At 64.8% G+C, this 24925-nt stretch carries 25 protein-coding genes; 16 read left to right on the top strand and 9 right to left on the bottom strand.

Features of this window, described 5'->3' with window-relative positions; genetic code table 11:
• Positions 1-66: 66 nt before the first annotated feature.
• A complete protein-coding gene (gene mnmA / locus MA09_RS18310) occupies positions 67-1170 on the bottom strand; it encodes a tRNA 2-thiouridine(34) synthase MnmA (RefSeq protein WP_036251604.1) in 1104 nt (367 codons plus the stop codon).
• 19 nt (positions 1171-1189) lie between these two features.
• Positions 1190-1672, bottom strand: coding sequence for an NUDIX hydrolase (locus tag MA09_RS18305; RefSeq protein ID WP_036251602.1), 483 nt, complete (start codon positions 1670-1672; stop codon positions 1190-1192).
• A 248-nt stretch (positions 1673-1920) separates the two neighbouring features.
• Between MA09_RS18305 and MA09_RS18300 the strand changes: the two genes are divergently transcribed.
• The 4 genes from MA09_RS18300 to MA09_RS18285 all read left to right on the top strand — a co-directional run bounded on the left by MA09_RS18300 (position 1921) and on the right by MA09_RS18285 (position 5257).
• Positions 1921-3033: a Re/Si-specific NAD(P)(+) transhydrogenase subunit alpha gene (locus tag MA09_RS18300; RefSeq protein ID WP_036251599.1), complete on the top strand. Its 1113-nt coding sequence runs from the start codon at positions 1921-1923 to the stop codon at positions 3031-3033.
• 41 nt (positions 3034-3074) lie between these two features.
• Entirely contained in the window at positions 3075-3416 is a 342-nt protein-coding gene (locus MA09_RS18295; protein ID WP_036251596.1) for an NAD(P) transhydrogenase subunit alpha, read from the top strand.
• Positions 3413-4870 (top strand): NAD(P)(+) transhydrogenase (Re/Si-specific) subunit beta, encoded by a 1458-nt coding sequence (locus tag MA09_RS18290; RefSeq protein WP_036251594.1) that lies wholly within the window; start codon positions 3413-3415, stop codon positions 4868-4870. The genes MA09_RS18295 and MA09_RS18290 overlap by 4 nt, the downstream gene beginning before the upstream one ends.
• Before the next feature lie 150 nt (positions 4871-5020).
• Entirely contained in the window at positions 5021-5257 is a 237-nt protein-coding gene (locus MA09_RS18285) for a hypothetical protein (protein WP_036251592.1), read from the top strand.
• On the opposite strand, the gene MA09_RS18280 is transcribed toward MA09_RS18285, so the two are convergent.
• From MA09_RS18280 to MA09_RS18265, 4 genes are read right to left on the bottom strand one after another with little or no spacing between them, the layout of a single operon-like run.
• On the bottom strand, positions 5235-6383 hold the full coding sequence (locus tag MA09_RS18280; protein WP_036251590.1) for a UbiH/UbiF/VisC/COQ6 family ubiquinone biosynthesis hydroxylase: 1149 nt from the start codon (positions 6381-6383) through the stop codon (positions 5235-5237). The two genes, MA09_RS18285 and MA09_RS18280, sit on opposite strands and share 23 nt — an antisense overlap.
• Positions 6383-7744, bottom strand: coding sequence for an aminopeptidase P N-terminal domain-containing protein (locus MA09_RS18275; RefSeq protein ID WP_229440775.1), 1362 nt, complete (start codon positions 7742-7744; stop codon positions 6383-6385). Before MA09_RS18275 ends, MA09_RS18280 begins: the two co-directional genes overlap by 1 nt.
• The gene (gene murU / locus MA09_RS18270; protein ID WP_036251586.1) at positions 7741-8463 is read right to left on the bottom strand and encodes an N-acetylmuramate alpha-1-phosphate uridylyltransferase MurU; all 723 of its coding nucleotides are present in this window, start codon (positions 8461-8463) and stop codon (positions 7741-7743) included. Before murU ends, MA09_RS18275 begins: the two co-directional genes overlap by 4 nt.
• Positions 8464-8479: 16 nt before the next feature.
• Positions 8480-9538, bottom strand: coding sequence for an aminoglycoside phosphotransferase family protein (locus tag MA09_RS18265; protein ID WP_036251583.1), 1059 nt, complete (start codon positions 9536-9538; stop codon positions 8480-8482).
• 96 nt (positions 9539-9634) lie between these two features.
• On the opposite strand from MA09_RS18265, the gene MA09_RS18260 reads away from it, so the two are divergent.
• The 5 genes from MA09_RS18260 to MA09_RS25090 all read left to right on the top strand — a co-directional run bounded on the left by MA09_RS18260 (position 9635) and on the right by MA09_RS25090 (position 15705).
• Complete coding sequence (locus MA09_RS18260; protein WP_036251581.1) at positions 9635-11914, top strand: LPS-assembly protein LptD; 2280 nt, start codon at positions 9635-9637, stop codon at positions 11912-11914.
• 157 nt (positions 11915-12071) lie between these two features.
• Positions 12072-13472 (top strand): peptidylprolyl isomerase, encoded by a 1401-nt coding sequence (locus MA09_RS18255; RefSeq protein WP_036251872.1) that lies wholly within the window; start codon positions 12072-12074, stop codon positions 13470-13472.
• Positions 13473-13482: 10 nt separating this feature from the next.
• Positions 13483-14547, top strand: a complete 1065-nt coding sequence (pdxA, locus tag MA09_RS18250) for a 4-hydroxythreonine-4-phosphate dehydrogenase PdxA (protein WP_036251870.1) — start codon at positions 13483-13485, stop codon at positions 14545-14547.
• A gap of 27 nt (positions 14548-14574) precedes the next feature.
• Positions 14575-15342, top strand: a complete 768-nt coding sequence (gene rsmA, locus MA09_RS18245; RefSeq protein WP_036251579.1) for a 16S rRNA (adenine(1518)-N(6)/adenine(1519)-N(6))-dimethyltransferase RsmA — start codon at positions 14575-14577, stop codon at positions 15340-15342.
• Positions 15343-15531: 189 nt separating this feature from the next.
• Positions 15532-15705: a hypothetical protein gene (locus MA09_RS25090; protein ID WP_200883088.1), complete on the top strand. Its 174-nt coding sequence runs from the start codon at positions 15532-15534 to the stop codon at positions 15703-15705.
• A 190-nt stretch (positions 15706-15895) separates the two neighbouring features.
• On the opposite strand, the gene MA09_RS18240 is transcribed toward MA09_RS25090, so the two are convergent.
• Both MA09_RS18240 and MA09_RS18235 read right to left on the bottom strand, forming a co-directional pair.
• Positions 15896-16540: a hypothetical protein gene (locus MA09_RS18240; RefSeq protein WP_036251576.1), complete on the bottom strand. Its 645-nt coding sequence runs from the start codon at positions 16538-16540 to the stop codon at positions 15896-15898.
• 29 nt (positions 16541-16569) lie between these two features.
• Complete coding sequence (locus MA09_RS18235; protein ID WP_036251573.1) at positions 16570-17160, bottom strand: hypothetical protein; 591 nt, start codon at positions 17158-17160, stop codon at positions 16570-16572.
• 268 nt (positions 17161-17428) lie between these two features.
• On the opposite strand from MA09_RS18235, the gene MA09_RS18230 reads away from it, so the two are divergent.
• On the top strand, positions 17429-18151 hold the full coding sequence (locus tag MA09_RS18230; protein ID WP_036251571.1) for an HAD family hydrolase: 723 nt from the start codon (positions 17429-17431) through the stop codon (positions 18149-18151).
• Positions 18152-18222: 71 nt separating this feature from the next.
• Positions 18223-19239: a heat-inducible transcriptional repressor HrcA gene (hrcA, locus tag MA09_RS18225; RefSeq protein ID WP_036251568.1), complete on the top strand. Its 1017-nt coding sequence runs from the start codon at positions 18223-18225 to the stop codon at positions 19237-19239.
• 78 nt (positions 19240-19317) lie between these two features.
• On the opposite strand, the gene fur is transcribed toward hrcA, so the two are convergent.
• Positions 19318-19746: a ferric iron uptake transcriptional regulator gene (gene fur / locus MA09_RS18220; protein WP_036251565.1), complete on the bottom strand. Its 429-nt coding sequence runs from the start codon at positions 19744-19746 to the stop codon at positions 19318-19320.
• 91 nt (positions 19747-19837) lie between these two features.
• On the opposite strand from fur, the gene MA09_RS18215 reads away from it, so the two are divergent.
• The 5 genes from MA09_RS18215 to lptE all read left to right on the top strand — a co-directional run bounded on the left by MA09_RS18215 (position 19838) and on the right by lptE (position 24917).
• Positions 19838-20446: an outer membrane protein assembly factor BamE gene (locus MA09_RS18215; protein WP_200883087.1), complete on the top strand. Its 609-nt coding sequence runs from the start codon at positions 19838-19840 to the stop codon at positions 20444-20446.
• Between the two features lie 11 nt (positions 20447-20457).
• A complete protein-coding gene (gene dapB, locus MA09_RS18210; RefSeq protein ID WP_036251563.1) occupies positions 20458-21270 on the top strand; it encodes a 4-hydroxy-tetrahydrodipicolinate reductase in 813 nt (270 codons plus the stop codon).
• A gap of 2 nt (positions 21271-21272) precedes the next feature.
• Positions 21273-21599 (top strand): barstar family protein, encoded by a 327-nt coding sequence (locus MA09_RS18205; RefSeq protein WP_036251560.1) that lies wholly within the window; start codon positions 21273-21275, stop codon positions 21597-21599.
• Positions 21600-21749: 150 nt separating this feature from the next.
• Positions 21750-24407: a leucine--tRNA ligase gene (gene leuS / locus MA09_RS18200; protein ID WP_036251558.1), complete on the top strand. Its 2658-nt coding sequence runs from the start codon at positions 21750-21752 to the stop codon at positions 24405-24407.
• A 3-nt stretch (positions 24408-24410) separates the two neighbouring features.
• Positions 24411-24917, top strand: a complete 507-nt coding sequence (gene lptE / locus MA09_RS18195) for an LPS assembly lipoprotein LptE (protein WP_036251556.1) — start codon at positions 24411-24413, stop codon at positions 24915-24917.
• Positions 24918-24925: the final 8 nt, after the last annotated feature.

The following is a 24925-nucleotide window of genomic DNA, read 5'->3' as shown; positions in this document are numbered from 1 at the left end:
CCGCCCGCGAGGCTATTTACAACCAAACTATCACCGCGTGGGCGGGGAACCCGCCCACCCTACAAATTAGGCAGCGTTGCTGTCGATGATCCCGCCACCCAGGCACACGTCGCCGTCGTACAGCACGGCCGACTGCCCCGGCGTGACCGCCCATTGCGCTTCCTCGAAATCGAGCGCAAAACGGTCGCCCCCGTCGGCACGCACGGTGCAGGCCACGTCCGCCTGGCGGTAGCGGGTCTTGGCCGACAATGCCTTGCCGCTGGCAGGCGGCTCGCCCGCGGTCCAGCTGGCCTGGCCGGCTTCCAGGTGCGGCGACAGCAGCCATGGATGGTCGTGTCCCTGCACGATGTACAAGGTGTTGCTGGCCACGTCCTTGCGCGCCACGAACCACGGCTCGCTGGTGCCGTCCGCGTTCTTGTGCGACTTCAGGCCGCCGATGCCGATGCCCTTGCGCTGGCCCAGCGTGTAGAAGGACAGGCCGATGTGCTCGCCCACGACCTGGCCGTTGTCGAGCTTCATCGGCCCCGGCTTGTGCGACAGGTAGCGGTTCAGGAACTCGCGGAAAGGGCGCTCGCCGATGAAGCAGATGCCGGTCGAGTCCTTCTTCTGCGCATTGGGCAGGCCCAGGCGTTCAGCGATCTTGCGCACTTCCGTCTTCGGGATCTCGCCCAGCGGGAACAGCGACTTCGAGAGCTGGGCCTGGTTCAGGCGGTGCAGGAAGTAGCTCTGGTCCTTGGTGTGGTCGAACGCTTTGAGAAGTTCGAAACGGCCGTCGTTCTCGCGCACGCGTGCGTAGTGGCCGGTCGCGATCAGGTCGGCGCCCAGCTTCATCGCATGGTCGAGGAAGGCCTTGAACTTGATCTCGGCGTTGCACAGCACGTCCGGGTTCGGCGTGCGGCCGGCCTGGTACTCGCGCAGGAATTCCGCGAACACGCGGTCCTTGTATTCGGCGGCGAAGTTGACGGCCTCGATGTCCACGCCGACCACGTCGGCCACGCTGGCGGCGTCGATCCAGTCCTGGCGCGTCGAGCAGTATTCCGAATCGTCGTCGTCTTCCCAGTTCTTCATGAACAGGCCGATGACTTCGTAGCCCTGTTCCTTCAGCATCCACGCCGCGACCGAGGAGTCGACACCGCCCGACATCCCGATCACGACTTTTTTCTTGCTCATTGTTGTTCCGTTTCTTGAATCAGATCCCGCCTTCGAATACGGAAGGGTGGGTGTACAGCAGGTGCAGCGGGGTACGGTGGCCGGCCAGGTAGTCGTCCACGCACTGCAGCACGATCGGGCTGCGGTGGCGGTCGGCGGTGGCGGCGATTTCGTCGCGCGTCATCCACATGGTGCGCAGGATGCCTTCGTCGAGCGGCTGGTCCAGTTCGCGACCGGCATGGCCGCAGAAGGTGAAGCGCAGGTAGGTCACATCGGTGCCGCGCGACTTCGAATGGTAACGCGACATGTACATGCCCACCAGCGCGGTCGGGATGAATTCGTGCGCGGTTTCCTCCAGTGCTTCGCGCACGACCGCCTGCTCGAGCGACTCGTGCGGGTCGAGGTGCCCTGCCGGCTGGTTCAGCTTCACGCCTTCGCTCGTCTCTTCCTCGATCAGCAGGAAACGTCCATCGCGCTCGATGATCGCGGCGACGGTCACGGATGGTTTGAAGATATCGGTCATGCGCGTCCTTGAAAATGAGCCGACATTTTACCTTGACAGGGAGCATCTCTGCTCATCCACCCACGCTACGGTGCGCTTGCCTGTCGTTAAATGGCCTTGATTTATTGCAAACAATCATTCAATGGTACTGGTTCCACGTCCGGGTTTTCGCGACAATCAAATATTATTTTTTTAGTATTTGTTGTTGAGCAATTCGCGTAATTACATGATAGATTGTGGACAGATGTGTCCACTGAACGGAGGGATTCATGAGAATTGGCATACCGGCCGAGACCAGGCCGGGCGAGACCCGCGTTGCTGCAACTCCCGAAACCGTCAAGAAGCTGGCCACACGCCACCAGGTGCTGGTGGAAAGCGGCGCCGGGGTGCGCGCATCCTATCCCGATTCGGCGTACGAAGCGGCCGGCGCCGGCATCGTCGATGCCGCCACCGCCTTCGGGGCCGACATGGTCCTCAAGGTGCGCAGCCCCGATGGCGCCGAGCGCGCCCGCATGCGCCCCGGCACCGTCCTGGTCGGCATGCTCAATCCCTTCGATACCGAGAACCTGGCAGCGCTGGCCGATGCCCGCCTGACCGCCTTCGCGCTCGAGGCCGCGCCCCGCATCACGCGTGCCCAGTCGATGGACGTGCTGTCGAGCCAGGCCAACATCGCCGGCTACAAGGCCGTGATGCTGGCGGCGAACACCTACCAGCGCTTCATGCCGATGCTGATGACGGCAGCCGGCACGGTCAAGGCGGCGCGCGTGCTGATCATGGGCGTCGGCGTGGCCGGCCTGCAGGCGATCGCCACCGCCAAGCGCCTGGGCGCCGTGATCGAAGCCTCCGACGTGCGCCCGCCCGTGAAGGAACAGGTGGAGTCGCTCGGCGCCAAGTTCATCGACGTGCCCTATGAAACCGACGAGGAGCGCGAGATCGCGCAAGGCGCCGGCGGCTACGCGCGCCCGATGCCGGCCGCCTGGATGCAGCGCCAGGCCGCGCTGGTGCACGAGCGCGCCAAGCTGGCCGACATCGTCATCACCACCGCGCTGATCCCGGGCCGCAAGGCGCCGACCCTGATCGGCGAAGAGACGGTGCAGGCCATGAAGCCGGGCTCGGTGATCGTCGACATGGCGATCGAGCAGGGCGGCAACTGCCCGCTGACGGAGCTGGGCCGCACGGTGGTGAAGCACGGCGTGGTCATCGTCGGCGAACCGAACCTGGCGTCCATGGTGGCGGCCGACGCATCCGCCCTGTATGCCCGGAATGTGCTGGATTTCCTCAAGCTGGTCATCGACAAGGAAGACAAGTTCATGATCGACCGCGAAGACGAGATCGTGCGCGCCACGCTGGTGTGCGCCGACGGCGCAGTTTTACGCAAATGAGTACGTACCTAGACCAATAACGAGGATCCGAGGAGCGGAGCATGGAAATCAGCCATACCATCATCAACCTGATCATCTTCGTGCTGGCCATCTACGTCGGCTACCACGTGGTCTGGAACGTCACCCCCGCGCTGCACACGCCCCTGATGGCGGTGACCAACGCGATCTCCGCCATCGTCATCGTCGGCGCCATGCTGGCCGCCGGGCTCACCGAAGGGCTAGCCGGGCAGGTGGCCGGCACGCTGGCGGTGGCGCTGGCCGCGGTGAACGTCTTCGGCGGCTTCATGGTCACACGCCGCATGCTGGAGATGTTCAAGAAGAAGGAGCCGAAGGGGGCCGGGCTTCCGGCGGCAAAGGCTACCGGCGCGGAGGAGCGGGCATGAACTTCATCAGCATGAACCTCGTGACCCTGTTCTACCTGGTGGCCTCGGTCTGCTTCATCCAGGCGCTCAAGGGACTGTCCTCGCCGTCGACGGCGCGCATCGGGAATACCTTCGGCATGGCCGGCATGGCGATTGCGGTCGTCACCACCATTGCCCTGATGCTCAAGCTGCAGGCCGAACTGGCTACCGGAAGCGGCATGGGCTTCACCTTGGTGATCCTGGGCGTGGTGGTGGGCGGCGCCATCGGCGCGGTGGCGGCCAAGAAGGTCGAGATGACCAAGATGCCGGAACTGGTCGCGGCCATGCACTCGCTGATCGGCCTGGCCGCCGTGTGCATCGCGATTGCCGCCGTGTCCGAGCCCTGGGCCTTCAACATCGCCACGCGCGAGACTCCGCTCCCCTTCGGCAACCGCCTGGAACTGTTCATCGGCACCTTCGTGGGCGCGGTGACCTTCTCGGGTTCGGTGATCGCCTTCGGCAAGCTGTCGGGCAAGTACAAATTTCGCCTGTTCCAGGGCGCGCCGGTGCGCTTCGCCGGGCAGCACATCCTGAACCTGGTGCTGGCGATCGCCATCATCGCGTTGGGGCTGGTGTTCTGCTTCGACGACAATGTGGCGCCGGCCTGGACCCCGTTCATCATCATGGCCGCGCTCTCCTTCGTGCTGGGCGTCTTGATCATCATCCCGATCGGCGGCGCCGACATGCCGGTGGTGGTCTCGATGCTCAACTCCTACTCGGGCTGGGCGGCGGCGGGCATCGGCTTCTCGCTGAACAACTCGATGCTGATCATCGCCGGCTCGCTGGTGGGCTCGAGCGGCGCAATCCTGTCGTACATCATGTGCAAGGCGATGAACCGCTCGTTCTTCAACGTGATCCTGGGCGGCTTCGGGGGGGAAGCGGTCGCGGACGACGGCGGCAGCAAGGAACAGCGCCCGGTGAAATCCGGCTCGGCCGACGACGCCGCCTTCATCCTGCAAAATGCGGAATCGGTGATCATCGTCCCCGGCTACGGCTTGGCGGTGGCGCGCGCCCAGCACTCGGTGAAGGAACTGGTCGACAAGCTGACCGAGCACGGCGTGCAGGTGCGCTACGCGATCCACCCGGTGGCGGGCCGCATGCCGGGCCACATGAACGTGCTGCTGGCCGAGGCCGAGGTTCCCTATGACCAGGTGGTCGAGATGGAAGACATCAACGGCGAGTTCGGCCAGACCGACGTGGTGCTGGTGCTGGGCGCGAACGACGTGGTGAACCCGGCGGCCAAGGACCCGAAGTCGCCGATCGCGGGCATGCCGATCCTCGAGGCCTATAAAGCCAAGAGCATCATCGTGAATAAGCGCTCGATGGCCAGCGGCTACGCCGGCCTGGACAACGACCTGTTCTACCAGCCGAACACGATGATGGTGTTCGGCGACGCCAAGAAGGTGATCGAAGCGATGGTCAAGGCCGTCGATTAATCCACTTCTTGCACACCCCATTAGGGTCAGAGGCGAATGATTTTCCAAGTGATCCCACGATCAGTCGCGCCTTCATCGAACATGGCGCCTCCTCAACTGATCAGGAACGCTTGGCGGATCATTCGACTCTGACCCTAATTCCCTCAGCATATGAACACGCTCCGTTTCAAGGTCTTCGGCAGACTGGTTGCCATCAGCGGCAAGCCGGGTGCGTGGCAGGCGTTTTATCCCGGGAGCGACGGGACGCGCCGGCCGGCCGGCTTTGTCATCCCCGCCGATATCACCGAGGATGGGCTGGCCGAATACCTGGCCGACCTGTTCCATGAAGACGCCACTCCCAGGCGCAACACGGTCGAGCTCCTGGTCAGCGGCGGCCGAACATCATGAGGTCGGCCAGCAGCAGGCGCGCGGGCTTGACCATATCGAGCGCGGCCAGCGACAGGCCCAGCAGCGGCTGCAGCGGGCCGCCGAGGGTGAAGGCGCGGGCCATTGTGTCGGTCAGGGAGATCGTCAGGCGGCGGTCCTGCGCACGTTCGCGCATGAAGCCCTCGACGGCTGCCGGCGTGGCGCCCCTACCCAGCTGGCGCGCGAGCACGGCGGCATCGCGCAGGCCGAGGTTCAGGCCCTGGCCGGCGACCGGGTGCAGCGTTTGCGCGGCATTGCCGATCGCGACCGTCCGTGCGGTGGCGCGCGCTTCGGCGTTCAGGCCGAGCGGGAAGGCGACGCGCGGCGAGGCCGCCGTGAATTTGCCGAGGCGGGTGCCGAAGGCCTCGCCCAGTTGGGCAAGAAAACCGGCATCGTCGAGCAGCTGGACGTCCATTGCGCGTTCCGGGCGCATGCACCATACCAGCGCGTACTGGTGGCCATCGTCGCCATCCTGGGGCAGCAGCGCCAGCGGGCCTTCGTCGGTAAAGCGCTCGAAAGCGCGGCGCGCAACCGGCTCGCCCACGCTCACGCGCGCGATCAGGGCGGTCTGCCCGTAGTCGCGCTGCTGCGCTCGGCTGTCCTGCTGGCCGAATACGCCGCCCTCGGCCTGCACCGCCACCCGGGCGAGCACGGTACGGCCATCGTCCAGCCGCAATGCCACACTGTCGGCATCTTCGTCGAAGGAGGCGACACGGACCGGACGCAAGGTAGCCACGCCGGCCTTGTCGCAAGCACGCGCCAGCGCATCCACCACGTCGCCGTAGCGCGCCACATAACCCAGCGCTGGCAGCCCGTGCTCGGCGCGGTCCATCAAGCTGCGGCCCAGCTGGCCGCGGCGCGAGACGTGGATTTCGTGGATCGGCGTGGCCGGCAGCGGCCAGGCGCGCACTTCGTCGAGCAGCTGCACGCTGCCCCAGGACAGTGCGATCGAGCGCGGGTCGGTGATGGCCTGACCGAGCGACTTGCCGTCGATGAGGGCGATGCGTTTGCCTTCGACGCCACGCCGGACCAGAAAGGCCGCCAGCGCCAGCCCGACAGGGCCGGCGCCGCAGATCGCCACATCGACATCCAGGCGTTCTTCCGCCATCAACGCTCCTTCATCAATTCTTCAATCTCGTTCACGCCTTTCGGCGCATCCCCGGACAGCACGCGGCAGCCGTCCTCCGTGACGATCACGTCGTCCTCGACCCGGATGCCGATGTGCCAGAACTCCGCCGGCCCCCCCTCCGCGGGGCGCACATAGATGCCCGGCTCCACCGTCAGCGCCATCCCCGGCAGCAGGGGACGCGAGGGTTTCTCGGCCACGCCCAGGTCGCGGTAAGGCCCGACGTCGTGCACGTCCATCCCGAGCCAGTGGCCGGTGCCGTGCATGTAGAACTGCAGGTGCGCCTTGTCGGCAATCGCATCTTCCGCCGATCCGTATTTGGAACGGTCGAGCAGGCCGACATCAAGCATGCCCTCGGCCAGCACCCGCACCGCCGCCTCGTGCATGCCGCTGTAAGCCCGTCCGGGCACGATCGCGGCGAAGGCGGCTTCCTGGGCCCGAAGCACCAGCTCGTACAGCCGTTTCTGCGGTGCGCTGAAACGGCCATTGACCGGCCAGGTGCGCGTGATGTCCGAGGCATAGCCGTCCAGCTCGCAACCGGCATCGACCAGCACCAGATCGCCCTCGCGGCACCGGCGGTCGTTCTGGTTGTAGTGCAGGATGCAGGCGTTGCTGCCTGAGGCGACGATCGGGGTATAGGCCGGGAACTGGGCGCCGTTGCGGCGGAATTCGTGCAGCAGCTCGGCCTCGATCTCGTATTCGAACACGCCGGGGCGCGTGAAACGCATCGCGCGGGCATGGGCGGCCGCGGCGATGGCGGCGGCGCGCCCCATCAGCGCCTGCTCGCCCGCATCCTTCAGCAGGCGCATCTCGTCGAGCATGCCGAGCAGGTGGTGGGTGGATGCGGGCGCCGTGATGCCGCTGCGGCCCTGCGCGCGCACCGCCTTGAGCCAGGCGCTCACCTGCGCGTCGAGCGCGGCGCTGTGGCCGAGCGCATAGTACAGCGCCGGCGCATTGGCGAGGAGCTTCGCCATCTGCGCATCGAGCTCGCCGATCGGATAGGCCTCGTCGAAACCGAAGGCGATGCGCGCCGCTTCCGGGCCGTAGCGGTAGCCGTCCCAGATTTCGCGTTCGAGGTTCTTCTCGCGGCAGAACAGGATCGAACGCGCTGGCACGTCACCCGAAGGGGCGGCGAGCACCAGCACGGCTTCCGGCTCGGTAAAACCGGTCAAGTAATAGAAGTAACTGTCGTGCCGGTAGGGGTAGTCGCTGTCGCCGTTGCGCAGCACTTCCGGCGCGGTGGCCAGTACCGCCACCGATCCCGGCTGCATGCGCGCCGCCAGGCGCGCACGGCGTTCGATGCAGGACGCGACCGGCGCGGTCATGACCCCAGACGCAGTCATGAACCCGTTTTGGCCGCACCCAGCGGCGCGTTGAGTTCGTCCAGCTGGCGCGCGGTGCCGACGTTGACCCACTGGCCTTCGTACAGCTCGCCGCCCACGCGGCCCTGCTCGATGAACTTGCGCATCAGGGGCCCGAACTTGACGAACTCGCCCGCCTTGATCCCCTCGAACATCTCGGGGCGGTAGACACCGATGCCGGCGAAGTTCCACTTGGCCGGGCCGTCGTTGCGCAGGGTGTACATGTCGAGGGCGAAGTCGCCTTCCGGGTTGTGCCAGGGGTTCGGCGTCAGCCACAGCCAGGCGATGTCGCGCTTGTCGGGCGGGTAGGGAATGCCCAGCATGTCCTTGTCCTTCAGGACGTCGAACACCTGGGAATAGTCGAAGTAGGGCGCGTAGATGTCGCCCGACACCGCCAGGAAAGGTTCGTCGCCCAGCAGGTGCAGGGCATTGGCGATGCCGCCCGCGGTCTCGAGCGGAGTCGGCTCGTGCGAGTACACGATGCGCGCGCCGTACTTGCTGCCGTCGCCCAGCTCTTCCTCGATCATGTGGCCGAGGTGGGAGTGGTTGATGACGATGTCGGTGATCCCGGCGCGCACCAGATTCAGCACGTGGTAGGTGATCATCGGCCGTCCGCGCACCTTGAGCAGCGGCTTGGGGCAGGCGTCCGTGAGCGGACGCATGCGCTCGCCGCGGCCGGCGGCGAAAATCATGGCTTTCATGAGAGGGGACTCGTCCTCAGAAGGTGTAGCCGACCTGCGGCGCCTTGTCCTCGAGCGAGTCGAGCAGGCGCAGCAGCGGCTTCAGTTCGGTGTAGCGGTTGGCGGTGCGGCGCACGTAATCCATGACGGTCGGCAGGTCGCCCATGTAGTTCGGCTTGCTGTCGCGGTAGTTCAGGCGGCAGAAGATGCCGAGGATCTTCAGGTGGCGCTGCAGGGCCATGAATTCGAAGTCGCGGTAGAAGGCGTCGATGTCCGGGTTGACCGGCAGGCCGACCTGTTTCGCGCTCTGCCAGTAGCGCACCACCCAGTCCAGCACGATCTCTTCGTCCCACTGGACGTAGGCGTCGCGCAGCAGCGAGGCCAGGTCGTAGGTGATCGGGCCGTAGACGGCGTCCTGGAAGTCGAGCACGCCCGGGTTGCCCTGTTCGAGCCACATCAGGTTGCGCGAATGGAAATCGCGGTGCATGTAGACCTGCTGCTGCGCCAGCACGTTGGCGGTGATCGCCTCGAACACCTTGTCCAGCTGCGCCTGCTGCTTCGCATCCAGTTTCACACCGAGATGACGTTCGATGAACCACTCCGGGAACAGGTTCATCTCGCGGAGCACGAAAGCGCGGTCGAATTCCGGCAGCTTGCCGGGCTGGCTGGCGAGCTGGAACTTGAGGATGGCGTCGACCGCGTCCGAATACATGAAGGCGGCATTGTCCGAATCCAGGCGCTGCAAATAGGTGGTCACGCCGAGGTCGGACAGCAGCAGGTAGCCGCTTTCCACCTTGCGGGCGACGATGGCCGGCACCGTGACGCCGGCGTCCATCAGCAGGCCTTGCACGTGGATAAAGGCCGGCACGTTCTCGCGCTCGGGCGGGGCGTCCATCGCCACCAGGGTCGCGCCCAGCTTCTCGCGCATGGCGGGGACGACGTCGTAGCGGAAGTAACGACGGAAGCTGGCATCCGCGGATGCCGGACGGCCGGTTTCCACTTCCACCAGGCCGGTCGAGGCCAGCCATTCGTTCAGCTGCTGCAGGCGCGCGTCCTTGTCAGCGGAAGTGGAAGAATTTTGATACAAAGAAGACATGAAGCGGCCTGGTGAATCGGGTTGATCAAAGTTATTCCCATATAATAAGGGATTCATTCCAAAAATACCGCCCTTTATGGCGCACGCAGATTCTCCATGAGCTGGTTTTCGGCCCACCCATTTCCCCCGCGACAAGCGCTCGCATTGTATGTACTGGCCAGCGCGGCCGCCGGCGTCTCGCTGCCGCTACATGCACAGGACGTAGCACCCACGCCACAGTCGAGCGCATCGCGCGATGAGCAGGACCTGCCGATCACGATCCGCGCCGAGGACATCAGCGGTCGTCCCGACCGCCAGATCAACCTCGAACGCAATGTCGAACTGACACGCGGCCAGACCCGCCTGACCGCCGACACCGCCTGCTACCTGCGCGTCGAAGACCAGGTCACCGCTAGCGGCAACGTCAATATGTGGCGCTTCGGCGACCGTTACAAGGGCGACGAACTGCAGCTGAACCTCGAGACGGGCAAGGGATATGTGCTGCGCCCCGAGTACCGTTTGCAACTGAATAACGCGCAGGGCAATGCCTCGCGCATCGACTTCCTCGGCGAGGACGTGGCGCTGGTGCGCGACGGCACCTACAGCACCTGCGAAGGACCGGACCCGGACTGGTACCTGAAATCCAGCACGCTGCGCCTGGACAGCGGTCGCGATGTCGGCCTGGCCGGCAAGACCGTCATCTACTTCAAGGACGTGCCGATCATCGGCACCCCGGCCCTGTCGTTCTCGCTGTCGGGCGCGCGCCGCTCCGGCTGGCTGGCGCCCACCGTGGGCTTCGGTTCCAAGGGCAAGGCCGAGGTCATGGTGCCGTATTACTTCAACATCGCTCCCAACCGCGATCTGACGGTCTACCCGCGCCTGATGTTCGACCGCGGCCTGCAGCTCGGCGCCACGGGGCGCTACCTGGGCGTCACCGACCTCGGCGCCTATAACGGCGAGACCCACGTCGAAGGCCTGCGCAAGGACCGCGAGACCGGCGAAGACCGCTGGCGCATCGATTCGGTCCACACCCAGGCCCTGGGCCCGGGCTGGTCCTACGGCTGGAACCTGCATGCGGCTTCGGACGACGAGTACCCGAGCGACTTCTCGCGTACCGTGGCCGCCAGCGCCGAGCGCCAGCTGCTGCGCGAGGTGCGCACCGATCTGGTGGGCCAGTACTGGAACCTGAGTGCGCGCGCCCAGAACTACCAGGTGCTGCAAGACCCGGCCGCGATCGACGACCCGAGGCTGACGGTGCCGCGCCCTTACGATCGCCTGCCCCAGATTAACTTCCACGCCGGCCGCTACGACGTCAGGGGCTTCGACTGGGCGGTGGACGCCGAGGCGGTGAGCTTCTGGCACCCGGACCTGTTGCGCGGCAACCGCGCCGTGGCCGTGGCCCAGGTCAGCTATCCCATCGTGCGCCCGGGCTGGTTCATGACGCCGAAAGTGATCAGCCACCACACCAGGTACGACCTGGACCGCGAGAACGGCTATACCGGTCCGACCAAGCTCTCGCGCAGCCTGAACACCTTCTCGCTCGACAGCGGCCTGGTGTTCGAGCGCGACGCGTCGCTGTTCGGCAGCTCCATCACCCAGACCCTGGAGCCGCGCCTGTTCTACGTGCGCACGCCGTACAAGGACCAGAGCCTGTTCCCGAATTTCGACACCGGCCGCGCCGGCTTCAACTACGCGCAGCTGTTCAGCGAGAACCGCTTCGTCGGGCTTGACCGCGTGTCGGACGCCAACCAGCTGACCGCCGCCGTGGTGTCGCGCTACATCCAGGCCGATGGCGCCGAGCGCCTGCGCCTCGCCTTCGGCCAGCGCATCTACTTCGACGAGCCGCGTGTGCGCCTGCCGGGCGAGCCGGTGCACCAGAGCCGCTCGGACGTGCTGCTGGCGGCATCCGGCCGCATTTCCGAGACCTGGAGCTTCGACAGCGGCGTACAATACGACGCGACCGGCAGCAACCTGTACAGCTCGAACCTGAGCACGCAGTGGCGCCCAGCCCCGATGAAGGTCCTGAACGCCGAATACCGTTACCAACGCGGCAGCTTCCGCAACGTCGACCTGTCGGGGCAGTGGCCGCTGTCGTCGCGCTGGTATGGCGTCGGGCGCGTGAGCTACGCGCTGCGCTCCTACACCGTGGGCAGCCTAGAGCCGGGCAAGGGCAAGCTGCTCGAAAGCCTGATCGGCCTCGAGTACAAGGCCGACTGCTGGGTGTTCCGCTTCGGCGCGCAGCGCTTCGTGACCGCAGCCCAGACCACCTCGACGCCGATTTTCTTCCAGCTCGAGCTCAATGGACTGTCGCGCCTCGGTTCGGGCAACCCGCTCGACGCCTTCAACAAGGCCGTTCCGGGCTACCAGCAGCTGACCTCGAATGTGGGGCGCCCCTGAATTGTTCGCCTCGAAAAACCGTGGCAAGCATCGCAAACCGCCACTGCAACGCGAAGTAGGTTTTCGAGGTGAACTTTTTAAGGACGCCTTAACCGCCGTGGAGTACACTCTGCGGTCGGCAATTGAATGATTCTTCACCTGAATGAGTGCTTTCCAGATGACGCGTACCACCCGTTTGCACACTATTAAGCTCGCCGCAGCCCTGCTGTGCGCGCTGACCGCGGGCCAGGTCCTGGCCCAGGCTGCTGCACCTGCTGCAGCCCCGGCTGCGGCCGCCAAGCCGGGCAGCGGTTTCCTGCCGCCGGCGTCAAGCAGCGCCAAGGTGATCGACTCGATCCACGTCGTCGTCAATGACGAAGTGATCACGAAAAACGAAGTGCGCAACCGCGTGGCCCAGACCGCGCAGAACCTCCGGGCGCGCAACATGCAGCTGCCTGACCAGTCCGCCCTGGAGCGCCAGGTGGTCGAGGCGATGATCGTCGAGCGTGCGCAGATCCAGCTGGCCAAGGAAATGGGCGTGCGCGTCGACGACCGCAGGCTCGACGCCACCATCGCCCGTATCGCCGAGAACCAGAAGATGTCGGTGCAGGAAATGCGCAACCAGATGGAGAAAGAGGGCCTGCCTTTCGGCCAGTTCCGCGAGGACATCCGCAACGAGATCATGATGCAGCAGTTGCGCGAGCACGAGGTCGACTCCAAGATCCAGGTCTCGGAAGCCGAGATCGACACCTACCTCGCCGCCTCGAAGGCCGCCGCGGCCGAGCGCGTCGAGATGAACCTGGCGCAGATCCTGGTGGCGGTGCCCGAGAATGCCTCGCCCGAGCAGATCGCTGCGCGCCGCGCACGCGCCGAGGAAGTAGCGCGCCAGCTGCGCACCGGCGCCGATTTCAGCAAGATGGCCGCGACCTATTCCGACGCGCCCGACGCCCTGAAGGGCGGCGAGATCGGCTGGCGCGACCCGGACCGCCTGCCGGAGGTCTTCGCGACCCAGCTGCGCAAGCTGAACGCCGGCCAGGTCACCCCGATCATCAAGACCAACGTCGGCTTCCACATCCTCAAGATGGCGGACAAGCGCAACCTGGCCGATGCCGCCCCGGCCGAAGAGGCCGTGGTCCAGCAGACCCGCGTCAGCCACATCCTCATGAAGCCGACGCCGACCATGAACGCGGCCGAGGTCAGGAAGAAGCTGCTCGAGCTGAAGGAAAAGATCGTCAACAAGACCGCGACCTTCGAAGACCTGGCGCGCCAGAACAGCCAGGAACCGGCCAGTGCGGCCAAGGGCGGCGACCTGGGCTGGCTGGAGCCGGGCGATGCCGGTCCGGAATTCGACCAGGCCCTGACCTCCCTGAAGCCGGGCGAGATCTCGGACGTCATCGAGTCGCCTTTCGGCTTCCACATCCTGCGCGTCACCGAGCGCAAGTCGGAAGACCAGAGCAAGCAGCGCGAACGTAATAATGCACGCCAGGTCCTGCGTGAGCGCAAGATGCAGGAAGCGATGGAAGACTGGATGCGCCAGGTGCGCGACCGCGCCTACGTCGAGTTCCGCGAGGAGCAATAAGGCCATGGTGATGCCGAGCGGAGGCGGTACGGCGCTCCGGCGGCCAACCCTCGCGGTCACGGTCGGCGAGCCGGCCGGCATCGGCCCCGAGATCTCGATCCGCGCCGCCTGGGCGCTGCGCGAATCGGCCAACTGCGTGCTGGTCGGCGACGCCGCCTTCCTGGCGCTCACCGCCAGCCTGATCGACCCCGCCATCCGCCTGTCGGCACTGTCGATCCAGGCCCTGCGCAATGGCGGCCTGCCGCACTTCGGCAAGGACCGCCTGGCCGTCATCGACGTGCCGCTCGCCGCCCACGTCACCCCGGGCACACTCGACGCCGAGAACGGGCGCGCCGTGCTGGCCACCCTGGACCTCGCGATCGAAGGCGCACAAGCCGGCTGGTTCGACGGGATCGTCACCGCGCCGCTCCAGAAAAGCACCATCAACGACGCCGGCGTCGCCTTTTCCGGCCATACCGAATACCTGGCTGAAAAAACCAATACGCCGAAGGTCGTGATGATGCTGGCGGGGCAGCCCCCGGGAGATCAAGCCTACCTGCGCGTGGCGCTGGCCACCACCCACCTGCCGCTCAAGGATGTCCCGGCCGCGCTGACGGTCGATCACCTGGCGCAGGTCATCGACATCATCGATGCCGATCTGAAGAACAAATTCGGCATCGCCGCGCCGCGCATCCTGGTCACTGGCCTCAACCCCCATGCGGGCGAGAACGGCTACCTGGGGCGCGAGGAAATCGAGGTCATCACGCCCGTGCTGGAGGGGGCCCGGGCGCGCGGCATCGACGCACGCGGCCCCTATCCGGCCGATACCCTGTTCCAGCCGAAGTACCTCTCGGGGGCCGACTGCGTGCTGGCGATGTACCACGACCAGGGCCTGCCGGTGCTGAAGCACGCTACCTTCGGGCGCGGCATCAACGTCACGCTCGGACTGCCGATCGTGCGTACCTCGGTCGACCACGGTACTGCGCTCGACCTCGCGGCGCAAGGGCTGGGCCTGGCCGACTGCGGCAGCATGGAAGAGGCGATCCGCGCCGCCATGCAGATGGGTGCCGCCCAAGGGGCGGCACGCAAGCCATAATAAAAAACAAGCAACAAGAAAGCACCCATGAAACACGTCGCACGCAAGCGCTTCGGCCAGAACTTCCTGACCGATAAACTCGTCCTGGACAACATCATCGACGCCATCGGTCCGCAACGCGGCCAGGCGATGGTCGAGATCGGACCAGGCCTGGCCGCCATGACCGCGCTGCTGCTCAAGTCGCTCGACCACATGCACGTCGTCGAGTTGGACCGCGACCTGGTGGCGCGCCTGGAAAAAGCCTACCCGCGCGAGAAGCTCACCGTGCACTCGGGCGACGCGCTGAAGTTCGATTTCGGCGCGATCCCGGTGCCGGAAGGGCAGAAGCTGCGCGTGGTCGGCAACCTGCCGTACAACATCTCGAGCCCGCTGCTGTTCCACCTGGCCGAATTCGCGCCGCTGGTCGAGGACCAGCATTTCATGCTGCAGAAGGAAGTGGTCGAGCGCATGGTGGCCGAGCCGGGCACCAAGGCCTATAGCCGCCTGTCGGTGATGCTGCAGTGGCGCTACGACATGGACCTGCTGTTCATCGTCCCGCCGACCGCCTTCGACCCGCCGCCGCAGGTGGATTCGGCGATCGTGCGCATGATCCCCAAGCGCCAGAAGCTGGAAGTGGATGGTGCCACGCTGGAAAAAGTCGTGGCCAAGGCCTTCTCGCAGCGCCGCAAGGTGATCCGTAACTGCGTGGCAGGGATGTTCACCGAGGCGCAGCTGATCGAAGCCGGGATCGATCCGGGGGCGCGGCCGGAGGCGGTGGGGCTGGAGCAGTACGTGGCGCTGGCCAACTTGCTCTGATCCCCCGAAACCCTGCTCTACATTGCGCTGCACAATGACAGCGCATCCCGCATTTCGTCCCTTCATCCGCCAATTCCTGCAGTCCGTCGCACCCCGCTGGAGCCTCCGGCGGGCAATGGCTAAAGTGCTTCCATCGACAGCCGCAAGACACCACAAAGCGGCCCGCAAACTCATCGAAGGAGCACGCACATGAACATCCTCAAGCACATGGAAGCCATCTTCCTCGCCACCCTGGTCCTCGCCGGCGTCAGCAGCTATGCGCAGGCCGCCACCAGCCGCGCCGCCGACGCGTACCACGCCCAGGTGTCGGTCGGCGCTTCGCAGGTCGCCGTGGTAAAGGTGACGGCCAAGCGCCTGGCCTGATCCGCCAGAGCGCTGCCGGGCACTTTTTCCTCGAGCCGGCGCGCGGACAAAAAAAAGCCCGCTCTGTGAGCGGGCTTGAAATCCAATTCTTTTCTGAGGAGAGTTGGAGGAGACAGGAGTTAGTATGCTGCGTCACAGCATATAAATCCAATTTTCCTTTCAAATATTCGACATAAATTTTTCGAATATCTCAGCTGCGGACGCAGTTGATGTTGATATTGGTAATGTCGTTATCGCCCATGACGCCCGTCGGGTTCTGGACCGTGCAGACGGCGTCTTTCGGCTGGGTCACGATGGTCACGCCATAGGTCTGGCCATACTGGACCGGGACCGTCATCGCATAGGGGAAGGCGGCGCCGGTGGTGTTGGTTTCGGCCGGCACGATCAACGTGGTGCCGGTGGTGCTGCCGTTGGCCAGCACCAGGCCGGTATTGTCCTTGGTCAGGCCGGTGACGGTACCGCCGATATCGTGCTCATCGATGAAGCACTGGAAGCGCGCGTTGATCACGGCCAGTTGACCAGCCGTACCGGAATAGCTCAGCGGGGCCTCCCGGTGGACGGCGCAGTTCTGGTGCTGAGGATCGGTCTTGACCCGCACCTCGTAGGTATCGCCGTACTCCAGCTTGTTCGGGAAGGCGAACGACACCGCCTCGCCGGCCTTGGCCGGCGGCGCCACGTTGATGTCGGCGCCGTTCATGGTCAGTACCAGGCCCGGATAGACGATGCCTTCGACGCTGCCGGCCACCGTAAAGTCGTCGTCGTCACCGCCACCGCAAGATGCCAGGACCAGTGCCATTGCCAGCATGCTTGCCGGACGAATCAGGGAAAACTTCATGAAGCTTGCTCCAGGGTGCTCAGTGTTAATCAAGTGCGCGGGCCGCAGTTGACGGTCACGTTGGTGACGTCGTTTGCGCCCATCGTGCCGGTGCCGTTGGCGACCGTGCAGGTCTGGTTGTCCGGCTGGCTCAGGATGACGACGCCGTAGGGGGCATCTTCGTTGACCTTGGCCATGGTGAACGCAGTGGCGCCGGCAGGAACCGGGACGCGGTCCGCGCCGTTGACCAGTACCAGGTTATTGCCGGTCAGGCCGGCGACCGTCCCTTTCAGCTCATGCTGGCGGATGGTGCAGGTCACGTAGATGTTGCCGATGTCGAATGCCACCTTGCCCGATGCGTTTTCCACCGTGCAGCCGGATGCGTTGCTTGGAATGCTCTTGACCGTGACCCTGTAGCCGGAATCGGTTTCCACCAGGTTGGGGAAATAGAACCGACCGCTGCCGACACTGTTCGGTTCGATGGCCAGGTCGGAGCCGCCATTATTCTGCAGGACCAGGCCGGGCTTGGTGACGCCGAAAAACTGCCCGCCGATAACCCGGTCGCCATCGCTGCCACCGCAAGCGGACAGCGCCAGCGCGCATGCCAGCGCAGCACCGGCGCGCAGGTACGAACTCTTCATAATTTCTCCAAAAAATCTGACTAGTAAATGGTGCGAAGCGCGTGCAAAGCGTGTGCAAGTGAGCAGTGGACACGCGGGGCGGACAATTCTCGATTAAATGAACCGCCCAATATTAATCGCAGCATTTTAGTCTATTTAACAAGCAGCTGGACGGTTTGCCTTTGTATCACGGTGTAACCGTGGGTATCAGGTGACGGCGTTCGATTGATTTCTACGGGCGTGCTCGCTATCCTTGGGTCAAGCATCCACCTTCCCGCACACCCGAACCATGAACCAGCGCCGCGCCTGGCCCAAAGCCGTATTGTTCGACCTCGACGACACCCTGTGGCCGATCGCCCCGGTGATCCTGGAGGCCGAGCAGATCCTGTTCGCCTGGCTGCGCCAGCATGCGCCGCGGGTGGCGCAGCAGTTCACCATCGAGAGCCTGCGCCAGGCGCGGCTCGAGCTGCTGGCGCGCCAGCCCGAGTTCCAGCTCGACCTGGGCGCCCTGCGCCGGGCGGGCCTGGTCGCCGCCTTCGAGCAGGCCGGCGAGGATGCAGCCAAGGTGGAACTGGCGATGACCGAATTCTTCGCCGCCCGCAACGCGGTGATTCCCTACGACGACGTGCTGCCCGGCCTGCTGCGCCTGAAGGGCAGGGTGCGGATCGGTTCCGTTACCAACGGCAATGCCGATCTGCAGACGATTGGCCTGGCGCGCCATTTCGACGCCTCGGTTGCCGCGCCCACCTTCGGCGTCGCCAAGCCGGACCCGCGCATCTTCCTGGAAGCCTGCAAGCTGCTGGGCGTGGCGCCGCACGAGGCGGTGTACGTAGGCGACGACCTGCTGCTCGACGTCCAGGGCGCCCAGCGCGCCGGGCTGCGCGCCGTGTGGATGAACCGGATCGGCAAGGTCAACGACATCCTGGACCAGCAGGGGAAGAAAATAAGTCCCGACGCCGAAGTGGGCAGCCTGGATGGCCTGCTGGACTGGCTCAAGCGCGAGCACGCCTGAACTGGCGTCGCGCCCGCCATCCCGTGCATAATATGGAGAGCGACCTTTCGCCACCCGCAACCAGCAAGCCCATGCAACTCGAACCCCGCGCCCAGACCCTGCTCAAAGCCCTCGTCGAGCGCTACATCGCCGACGGCCAGCCTGTCGGCTCGCGCGCGCTGTCGAAGATTTCCGGCCTCGACCTGTCGCCGGCCACGATCCGCAACATCATGGCGGACCTCGAGGAAATGGGTTACGTCGCCAGTCCGCACACCTCGGCCGGCCGGATCCCGACTCCGCGCGGCTACCGGCTGTTCGTCGACACCCTGCTCACCGTGCAGCACATCGACGAGCAGGCTGTCGGCGCCCAGCACATGCGCCTTCCAAGCCAACAGCCCCAGAAGATCATCGCCAACGCGGCCCAGATGCTGTCTTCGCTGTCGCAGTTCGCGGGCGTGGTGCAGAGCCCGCGGCGCGAGTCGGTGTTCCAGCAGATCGAATTCCTGCGCCTGTCCGAGAAGCGCATCCTGCTCGTCATCGTCGACCCGCGCGGCGACGTCCAGAACCGCCTGCTGCTCACCGACGTCGACTACACGCCGGGGCAGCTGACGCAGTCGGCCAACTACCTGAACCAGAACTACGCCGGCCTTACCTTCGACGAGGTGCGCAACCGCCTGACCGGCGAACTGCGCCAGCTGCGCGACGACATGGGCAAGTTGATGCACGTGGCGGTGGAGGCAGGCAGCGAGGCGATGGCCGAGGGCGACGACATGGTGATCGCGGGCGAGCGCAATTTGCTGTCGGTATCCGACCTGTCGTCGAACATGACTTCCCTGCGCCAGATGTTCGAGATGTTCGAGCAGAAGACCGGCCTGATGCAGCTGCTCGACGTGTCGAGCAAGGCGGGCGGGGTGCAGATCTTTATCGGCGGCGAGTCGAAGCTGGTGCCGATGGACGAAATGAGCGTGGTGACGGCGCCCTACGAAGTCAATGGCCGCATCGTCGGCACCCTGGGGGTGATCGGGCCGACGCGCATGGCGTACGAACGTGTGATTCCGATCGTGGATATTACGGCGAAGCTGTTGTCGAATGCCTTGAGCCAGCCCTGACTCCAATACGAATGGGGGGAACAATGCCAGCGGCATTGCTCCCCCTTTTTTTACGTATCTGGTCTCAGTCCAGTGGAATTACTGCTTCCGCGGGCATCCCACCTTCACGCAATTGCCATAAATCGCCAGCGAATGCTCGGCAATCCTGTACCCGCGCTCCACCGCGATCTTGTGCTGGCGCGACTCGATCTCTTCGTCGTAGAACTCTTCCACATGGCCGCAGTCAAGACAGACGAGGTGGTCGTGGTGCGAACCGGCGTTCAGCTCGTAGATGGCCTTGCCGGTCTCGAAGTGGTTGCGGTTCAGCAGACCGGCTTGTTCGAACTGGGTCAGCACGCGGTATACCGTGGCCAGGCCCACATCCATGTTGTCGGCGAGGAGAATTTTGTAGACATCTTCCGCCGTCAGGTGCCGCACGGAGCTGTTCTGGAAGATTTCCAGGATCTTCAGGCGTGGCAGGGTAGCCTTCAGGCCGCTGGCCTTCAGGTCGGTAGGGTTGTTACTCATGTGGATTGCTCACGTTTCTTGCTCGTAGTTTGGCATAGTGCTTTATGATATAGCGTTTTGGAGCTCCCGCTCAAACGTTTTGAGGTTACCTATGCGCGTCAAACAAGCCGTTCTCCACCGATTCTCAAGCCGGGCAGTCGTCGCGGCAGGCCTGGCATGCACCCTGCTGCTGTCCGGCTGCGCCGCCTGGCGCAACCAGACGCGTCCCGCGCCGCCGGTGGACACGGACCCGGCGGCAGTCGCCGCCGACGCACAGAAATCGGCGGCTGCCGCCAATGCCGGCGCCCAGACCGTCCAGGCCACCAAGCTGCAGAAGTTCATGTGGATCTTCTCGCCCTACCGCCCCGACATCCAGCAGGGTAACTTCGTTTCGCAGGAGATGCTGAACCAGCTGAAGGTCGGCCAGACCCGCGACCAGGTGCGCTTCATCCTCGGCAGCCCCCTGCTGAACGACGTCTTCCACCAGGACCGCTGGGACTACCCGTTCTACCTCGCGCGCGGCAACGGCGAGCTGACCACCAGCCGCGTCACCGTCTTCTTCAAGGACGACAAGGTCGAGCGCTTCGAAGGCGGCAACCTGCCGACCGAGCGCGAATACATCGACCGCATCGCCGGCCCGGCCCCGAAGACCAAGGCGAAGGCCGAATCGCGTCCGGTCGAACCGGCCAAGGTCGGCGGCGCCCCGGTCATCCAGCCATGAACAGCGCAGCCATGAGCACCAAGTTGAAAGTCGCCGTCGCCGGCGCCAGCGGCCGCATGGGCCGCATGCTGGTCGAAGCCATCCAGGCCGCGCCGGACGCCGAACTGGCCGGCGCGCTCGACGTCGCCGGCTCGCCCTCGATCGGCATGGATGCCGGCGCCTTCGCCGGCCAGCTGACCGGCGTGATCATCCAGTCCGGCCTCGCTAGCGCGCTGAAGGACGCCGACGTGCTGATCGACTTCACCCGTCCTGAAGGCACGCTGGGCCACATCGAGTACTGCGCCGCCAACAAGGTGCAGCTGGTGATCGGCACCACCGGCTTCGACGAGCTTGGGAAGGCCGCGATCCGCGCCGCCGCCGAGAAGGTCGGCATCGTGTTTGCCCCAAACATGAGCGTGGGCGTGAACGTCACCCTCAAGCTGCTGGAAATGGCGGCCAAGAGCTTCAGCGAAGGCTACGACATCGAGATCGTCGAAGCGCACCACCGCCACAAGGTGGACGCGCCGAGCGGCACCGCCCTCAAGATGGGCGAGGTGATCGCCGGCGCCCTCGGCCGCGACCTGAAGGAATGCGCCGTCTACGGCCGCGAAGGCGTGACCGGCGAGCGCGATCCGTCGACCATCGGCTTTGCCACCGTGCGCGGCGGCGACGTGGTGGGCGACCATACCGTGATGTTCCTCGGCACCGGCGAGCGCATCGAGATCAGCCACAAGTCGAGCAGCCGCGTCACCTACGCCCACGGCGCCCTGCGCGCCGCGCGCTTCTTGTCTGGCAAGCCGAACGGCCTGTTCGACATGCACGACGTGCTGGGCCTGAAGGCTTGACCATGGCCGTCGCGGAACTGAACGGCGCCGCCATCGTCGACGAAGCTTCCTTCCATCTGGAATCCCGGCGCGCGTTCGGCTTTCCGGAGTCGTATGCCGATTCCATCGACGCCTGGGTCGACTGCATGAGCTATCTGCGCGACGAAGAGAACATGACCAGGTTCCGGCTGAAGCCGAACGAGGTGCTGCAAATCGTCATCCTTGATGCCGGCAAGATGAAAGCCGCCGTGCCGGACCTGCTCGACGAGATCGCCTTCTGCGTGGGCGGCATCAACGAGCGCTACGAGGATTACGGCGAGAAGCCGGCGCTGGAGTTGGTGCTGCGCTGAGTCACCGCATTTCAGCCGATCAACCGCCATCCCTGTCACGGCAGGCATGGCGGTTTTTTATTGCGGCTCTGCCTTTCGCCGCAGTGCAAAACGAGACAGCTCAGTGTCGTATAATGTCCGGTTCCACCCCTCATTACGTCTGCAGAAATCATGCAAGAAAAATATAGTCCAGCCGAAGTAGAACAGGCCGCCCAGGCCTACTGGAAGTCGATCGACGCCTATAAGGCCATCGAGAACGACCCGCGTTTCCCAAAAGGCAAGTATTACGCTTGCTCGATGCTGCCTTACCCGTCGGGCAAGCTGCACATGGGTCACGTGCGCAACTATACGATCAATGACGTGATGTACCGCTACCTGCGGATGAACGGCTACAACGTGCTGATGCCGATGGGCTGGGACGCCTTCGGCATGCCGGCCGAGAACGCGGCGATGGCCAACAACGTGCCCCCTAGCGAGTGGACCTACTCGAACATCGCCCACATGCGCGGGCAGATGGAATCGATGGGCCTGGCCATCGACTGGTCGCGCGAGATGACCGCCTGCAAGCCGGAATATTACAAGTGGAACCAGTGGATGTTCCTCAAGATGCTGGAAAAAGGGATCATCTACCAGAAGACCGGCACCGTGAACTGGGACCCGGTGGACCAGACCGTGCTGGCGAACGAACAGGTGGTGGACGGCCGCGGCTGGCGCTCGGGAGCGCTGATCGAGAAGCGCGAGATCCCGATGTACTACGTGCGCATCACCGAGTACGCGGACGAGCTGCTGGACTACGTCGACAACAAGCTGCCGGGCTGGCCGGAGCGCGTGCGCATCATGCAGGCCAACTGGATCGGCAAGTCGACCGGCGTGCGTTTCGCCTTCCCGCACGAGATCAAGGACGAGTCGGGTGAACTCATCAACGAGGGCAAGCTGTACGTCTTCACCACCCGCGCCGACACCATCATGGGCGTGACCTTCTGCGCCGTGGCGGCCGAGCATCCGCTGGCCCAGCACGCCGCAAGGAACAATCCGGAACTGCAGGCCTTCATCGCCGAGTGCAAGCTGGGCTCCGTCATCGAAGCCGACATGGCGACGATGGAGAAGAAGGGCATGCCGACCGGCCTGTTCGTCACCCATCCGGTCACCAAGGAGCAGGTACCGGTCTGGGTCGGCAACTACGTCCTGATGACCTACGGCGACGGCGCCGTGATGGGCGTGCCGGGCCACGACGAGCGCGACTTCGGCTTCGCCACCAAATACAATCTGCCGATCAAGCAGGTCGTTGCCGTGGAAGGTCAGGAGTTTTCGCTGGACGGCTGGCAGGAGTGGTACGGCGACAAGGAAAACGGTCGCACCATCAATTCGGGCAAGTACGACGGCCTCGATTACATCGCCGCGGTCAATGCGGTTGCGGGCGACCTCGCCGCCCAGGGCCTGGGCGACAAGAAGGTCACCTTCCGCCTGCGCGACTGGGGTATCTCGCGCCAGCGCTACTGGGGCACCCCGATCCCGATGATCCACTGCGGCGACTGCGGCGCCGTCCCTGTGCCTGAACAAGACCTGCCGGTCGTGCTGCCGGAACACCTGGTCCCGGACGGCACCGGCAACCCGCTGAACAAGGACGACGCCTTCCTGAAGTGCGACTGCCCGAAGTGCGGCAAGCCGGCGCGCCGCGAGACCGACACGATGGACACCTTCATCGACTCGTCCTGGTACTACATGCGCTATACCTCGCCGGGCTCGAACGACAAGATGGTCGACGAGCGCAACGACTACTGGATGCCGATGGACCAGTACATCGGCGGCATCGAGCACGCTGTCATGCACCTGTTGTACGCGCGCTTCTGGACCAAGGTGATGCGCGACTTCGGCCTGCTCACCTTCGACGAACCTTTTGTGAACCTGCTGACCCAGGGCATGGTGCTGAACGAGACCTATTACCGCGAAGACGCCAGCGGCAAGAAGACCTGGTTCAACCCGGCCGACGTCGAGCTCACTTTCGACGACAAAGGCCGCCCGCAGAGCGCCGTCCTGAAATCGGACGGCCAGCCGGTCCAGATCGGCGGCACCGAGAAGATGTCGAAGTCGAAGAACAACGGCATCGACCCGCAGGCGCAGATCGAGCAGTACGGCGCGGATACCGCGCGCCTGTTCACCATGTTCGCCTCGCCTCCGGAGCAGACCCTGGAGTGGTCGAACAGCGGCGTCGAAGGCGCGAGCCGCTTCCTGCGCCGCGTCTGGGCCTACGGCTACGCGCAGCGTGAGCGTATCGCTGCCGCCCTGAAAGGCCAGCAGCAAGGTTCGCCGGGCGGCGTTCCGCTGGATGACGCCCAGAAGACCCTGCGCCGCGAAGTGCACAAGGTGCTGCAGCAGGCCGACTACGACCTGAAGCGCATCCAGTACAACACCGTGGTGTCGGCCTGCATGAAGATGCTCAACACGCTGGAGTCCAGCAAGCTGGCCGACGGCGCCGCATCGGATGCGGTGATCGCGGAAGGCTTCTCGATCTTCCTGCGCCTGCTGAACCCGGTGGCGCCGCACATCACCCACGCGCTGTGGCAGGACCTGGGCTATGCCGCCGTCTACGGTGACATCCTCAACGTGCAGTGGCCGGAAGTGGATCCGGCCGCGCTGGAGCAGTCGGAAATCGAACTGATGATCCAGGTGAACGGCAAGCTGCGTGGTTCGGTCAAGGTGTCGAAGGATGCCGACAAGGCGGCGATCGAAGCTGCCGCGCTGGCATCGGAAGCGGCCCAGAAGTTCATCGAAGGCACGCCGAAGAAGGTCATCGTCGTGCCGGGCAAACTCATCAACATCGTGGTGTAACCGATGAAAAGAACCGTGGTGCGCACCCTCGCTGCATTCCTGATGGCTGCAACCGTCGCCGGTTGCGGCTTCCAGCTGCGCGGCTCGACCGGCCAGTACAACATGCCCTTCCAGAGCATCTACCTGGCCTTCCCCGAGACCTCGCCGCTGGGCACGGAGCTCAAGCGCAACCTGCGCGCGGGCGATTCGGTGCGCATCGAGACCGATGCATCGAAGGCGCAGGCCCTGTTCGACGTGCTGTCCGAGTCGCGCGGCAAATCGATCCTGTCGCTGAACAGCCTGGGCCGGGTGCGCGAGTACTCGCTGAGCTACACGCTGGTGTTCCGCGTGCGCGACGCGAACAACAAGGAGCTCCTGGGCCCGACCGAGATCACCCTGCGCCGCAACATCGCCTTCGATGAATCGCAGGTGCTGGCCAAGGAATCGGAAGAGCAGCTGCTGTACCGCGACATGCAGGCCGACCTGGTGCAGCAGATCCTGCGCCGGCTGGCCGCGATCAAACCTGTCTGACGTAGTGG

This window comes from Massilia sp. BSC265, assembly GCF_000740675.1.
Taxonomy (GTDB): Bacteria; Pseudomonadota; Gammaproteobacteria; order Burkholderiales; family Burkholderiaceae_D; genus Telluria.
This window is presented reverse-complemented; position numbering and strand designations above follow the sequence as displayed.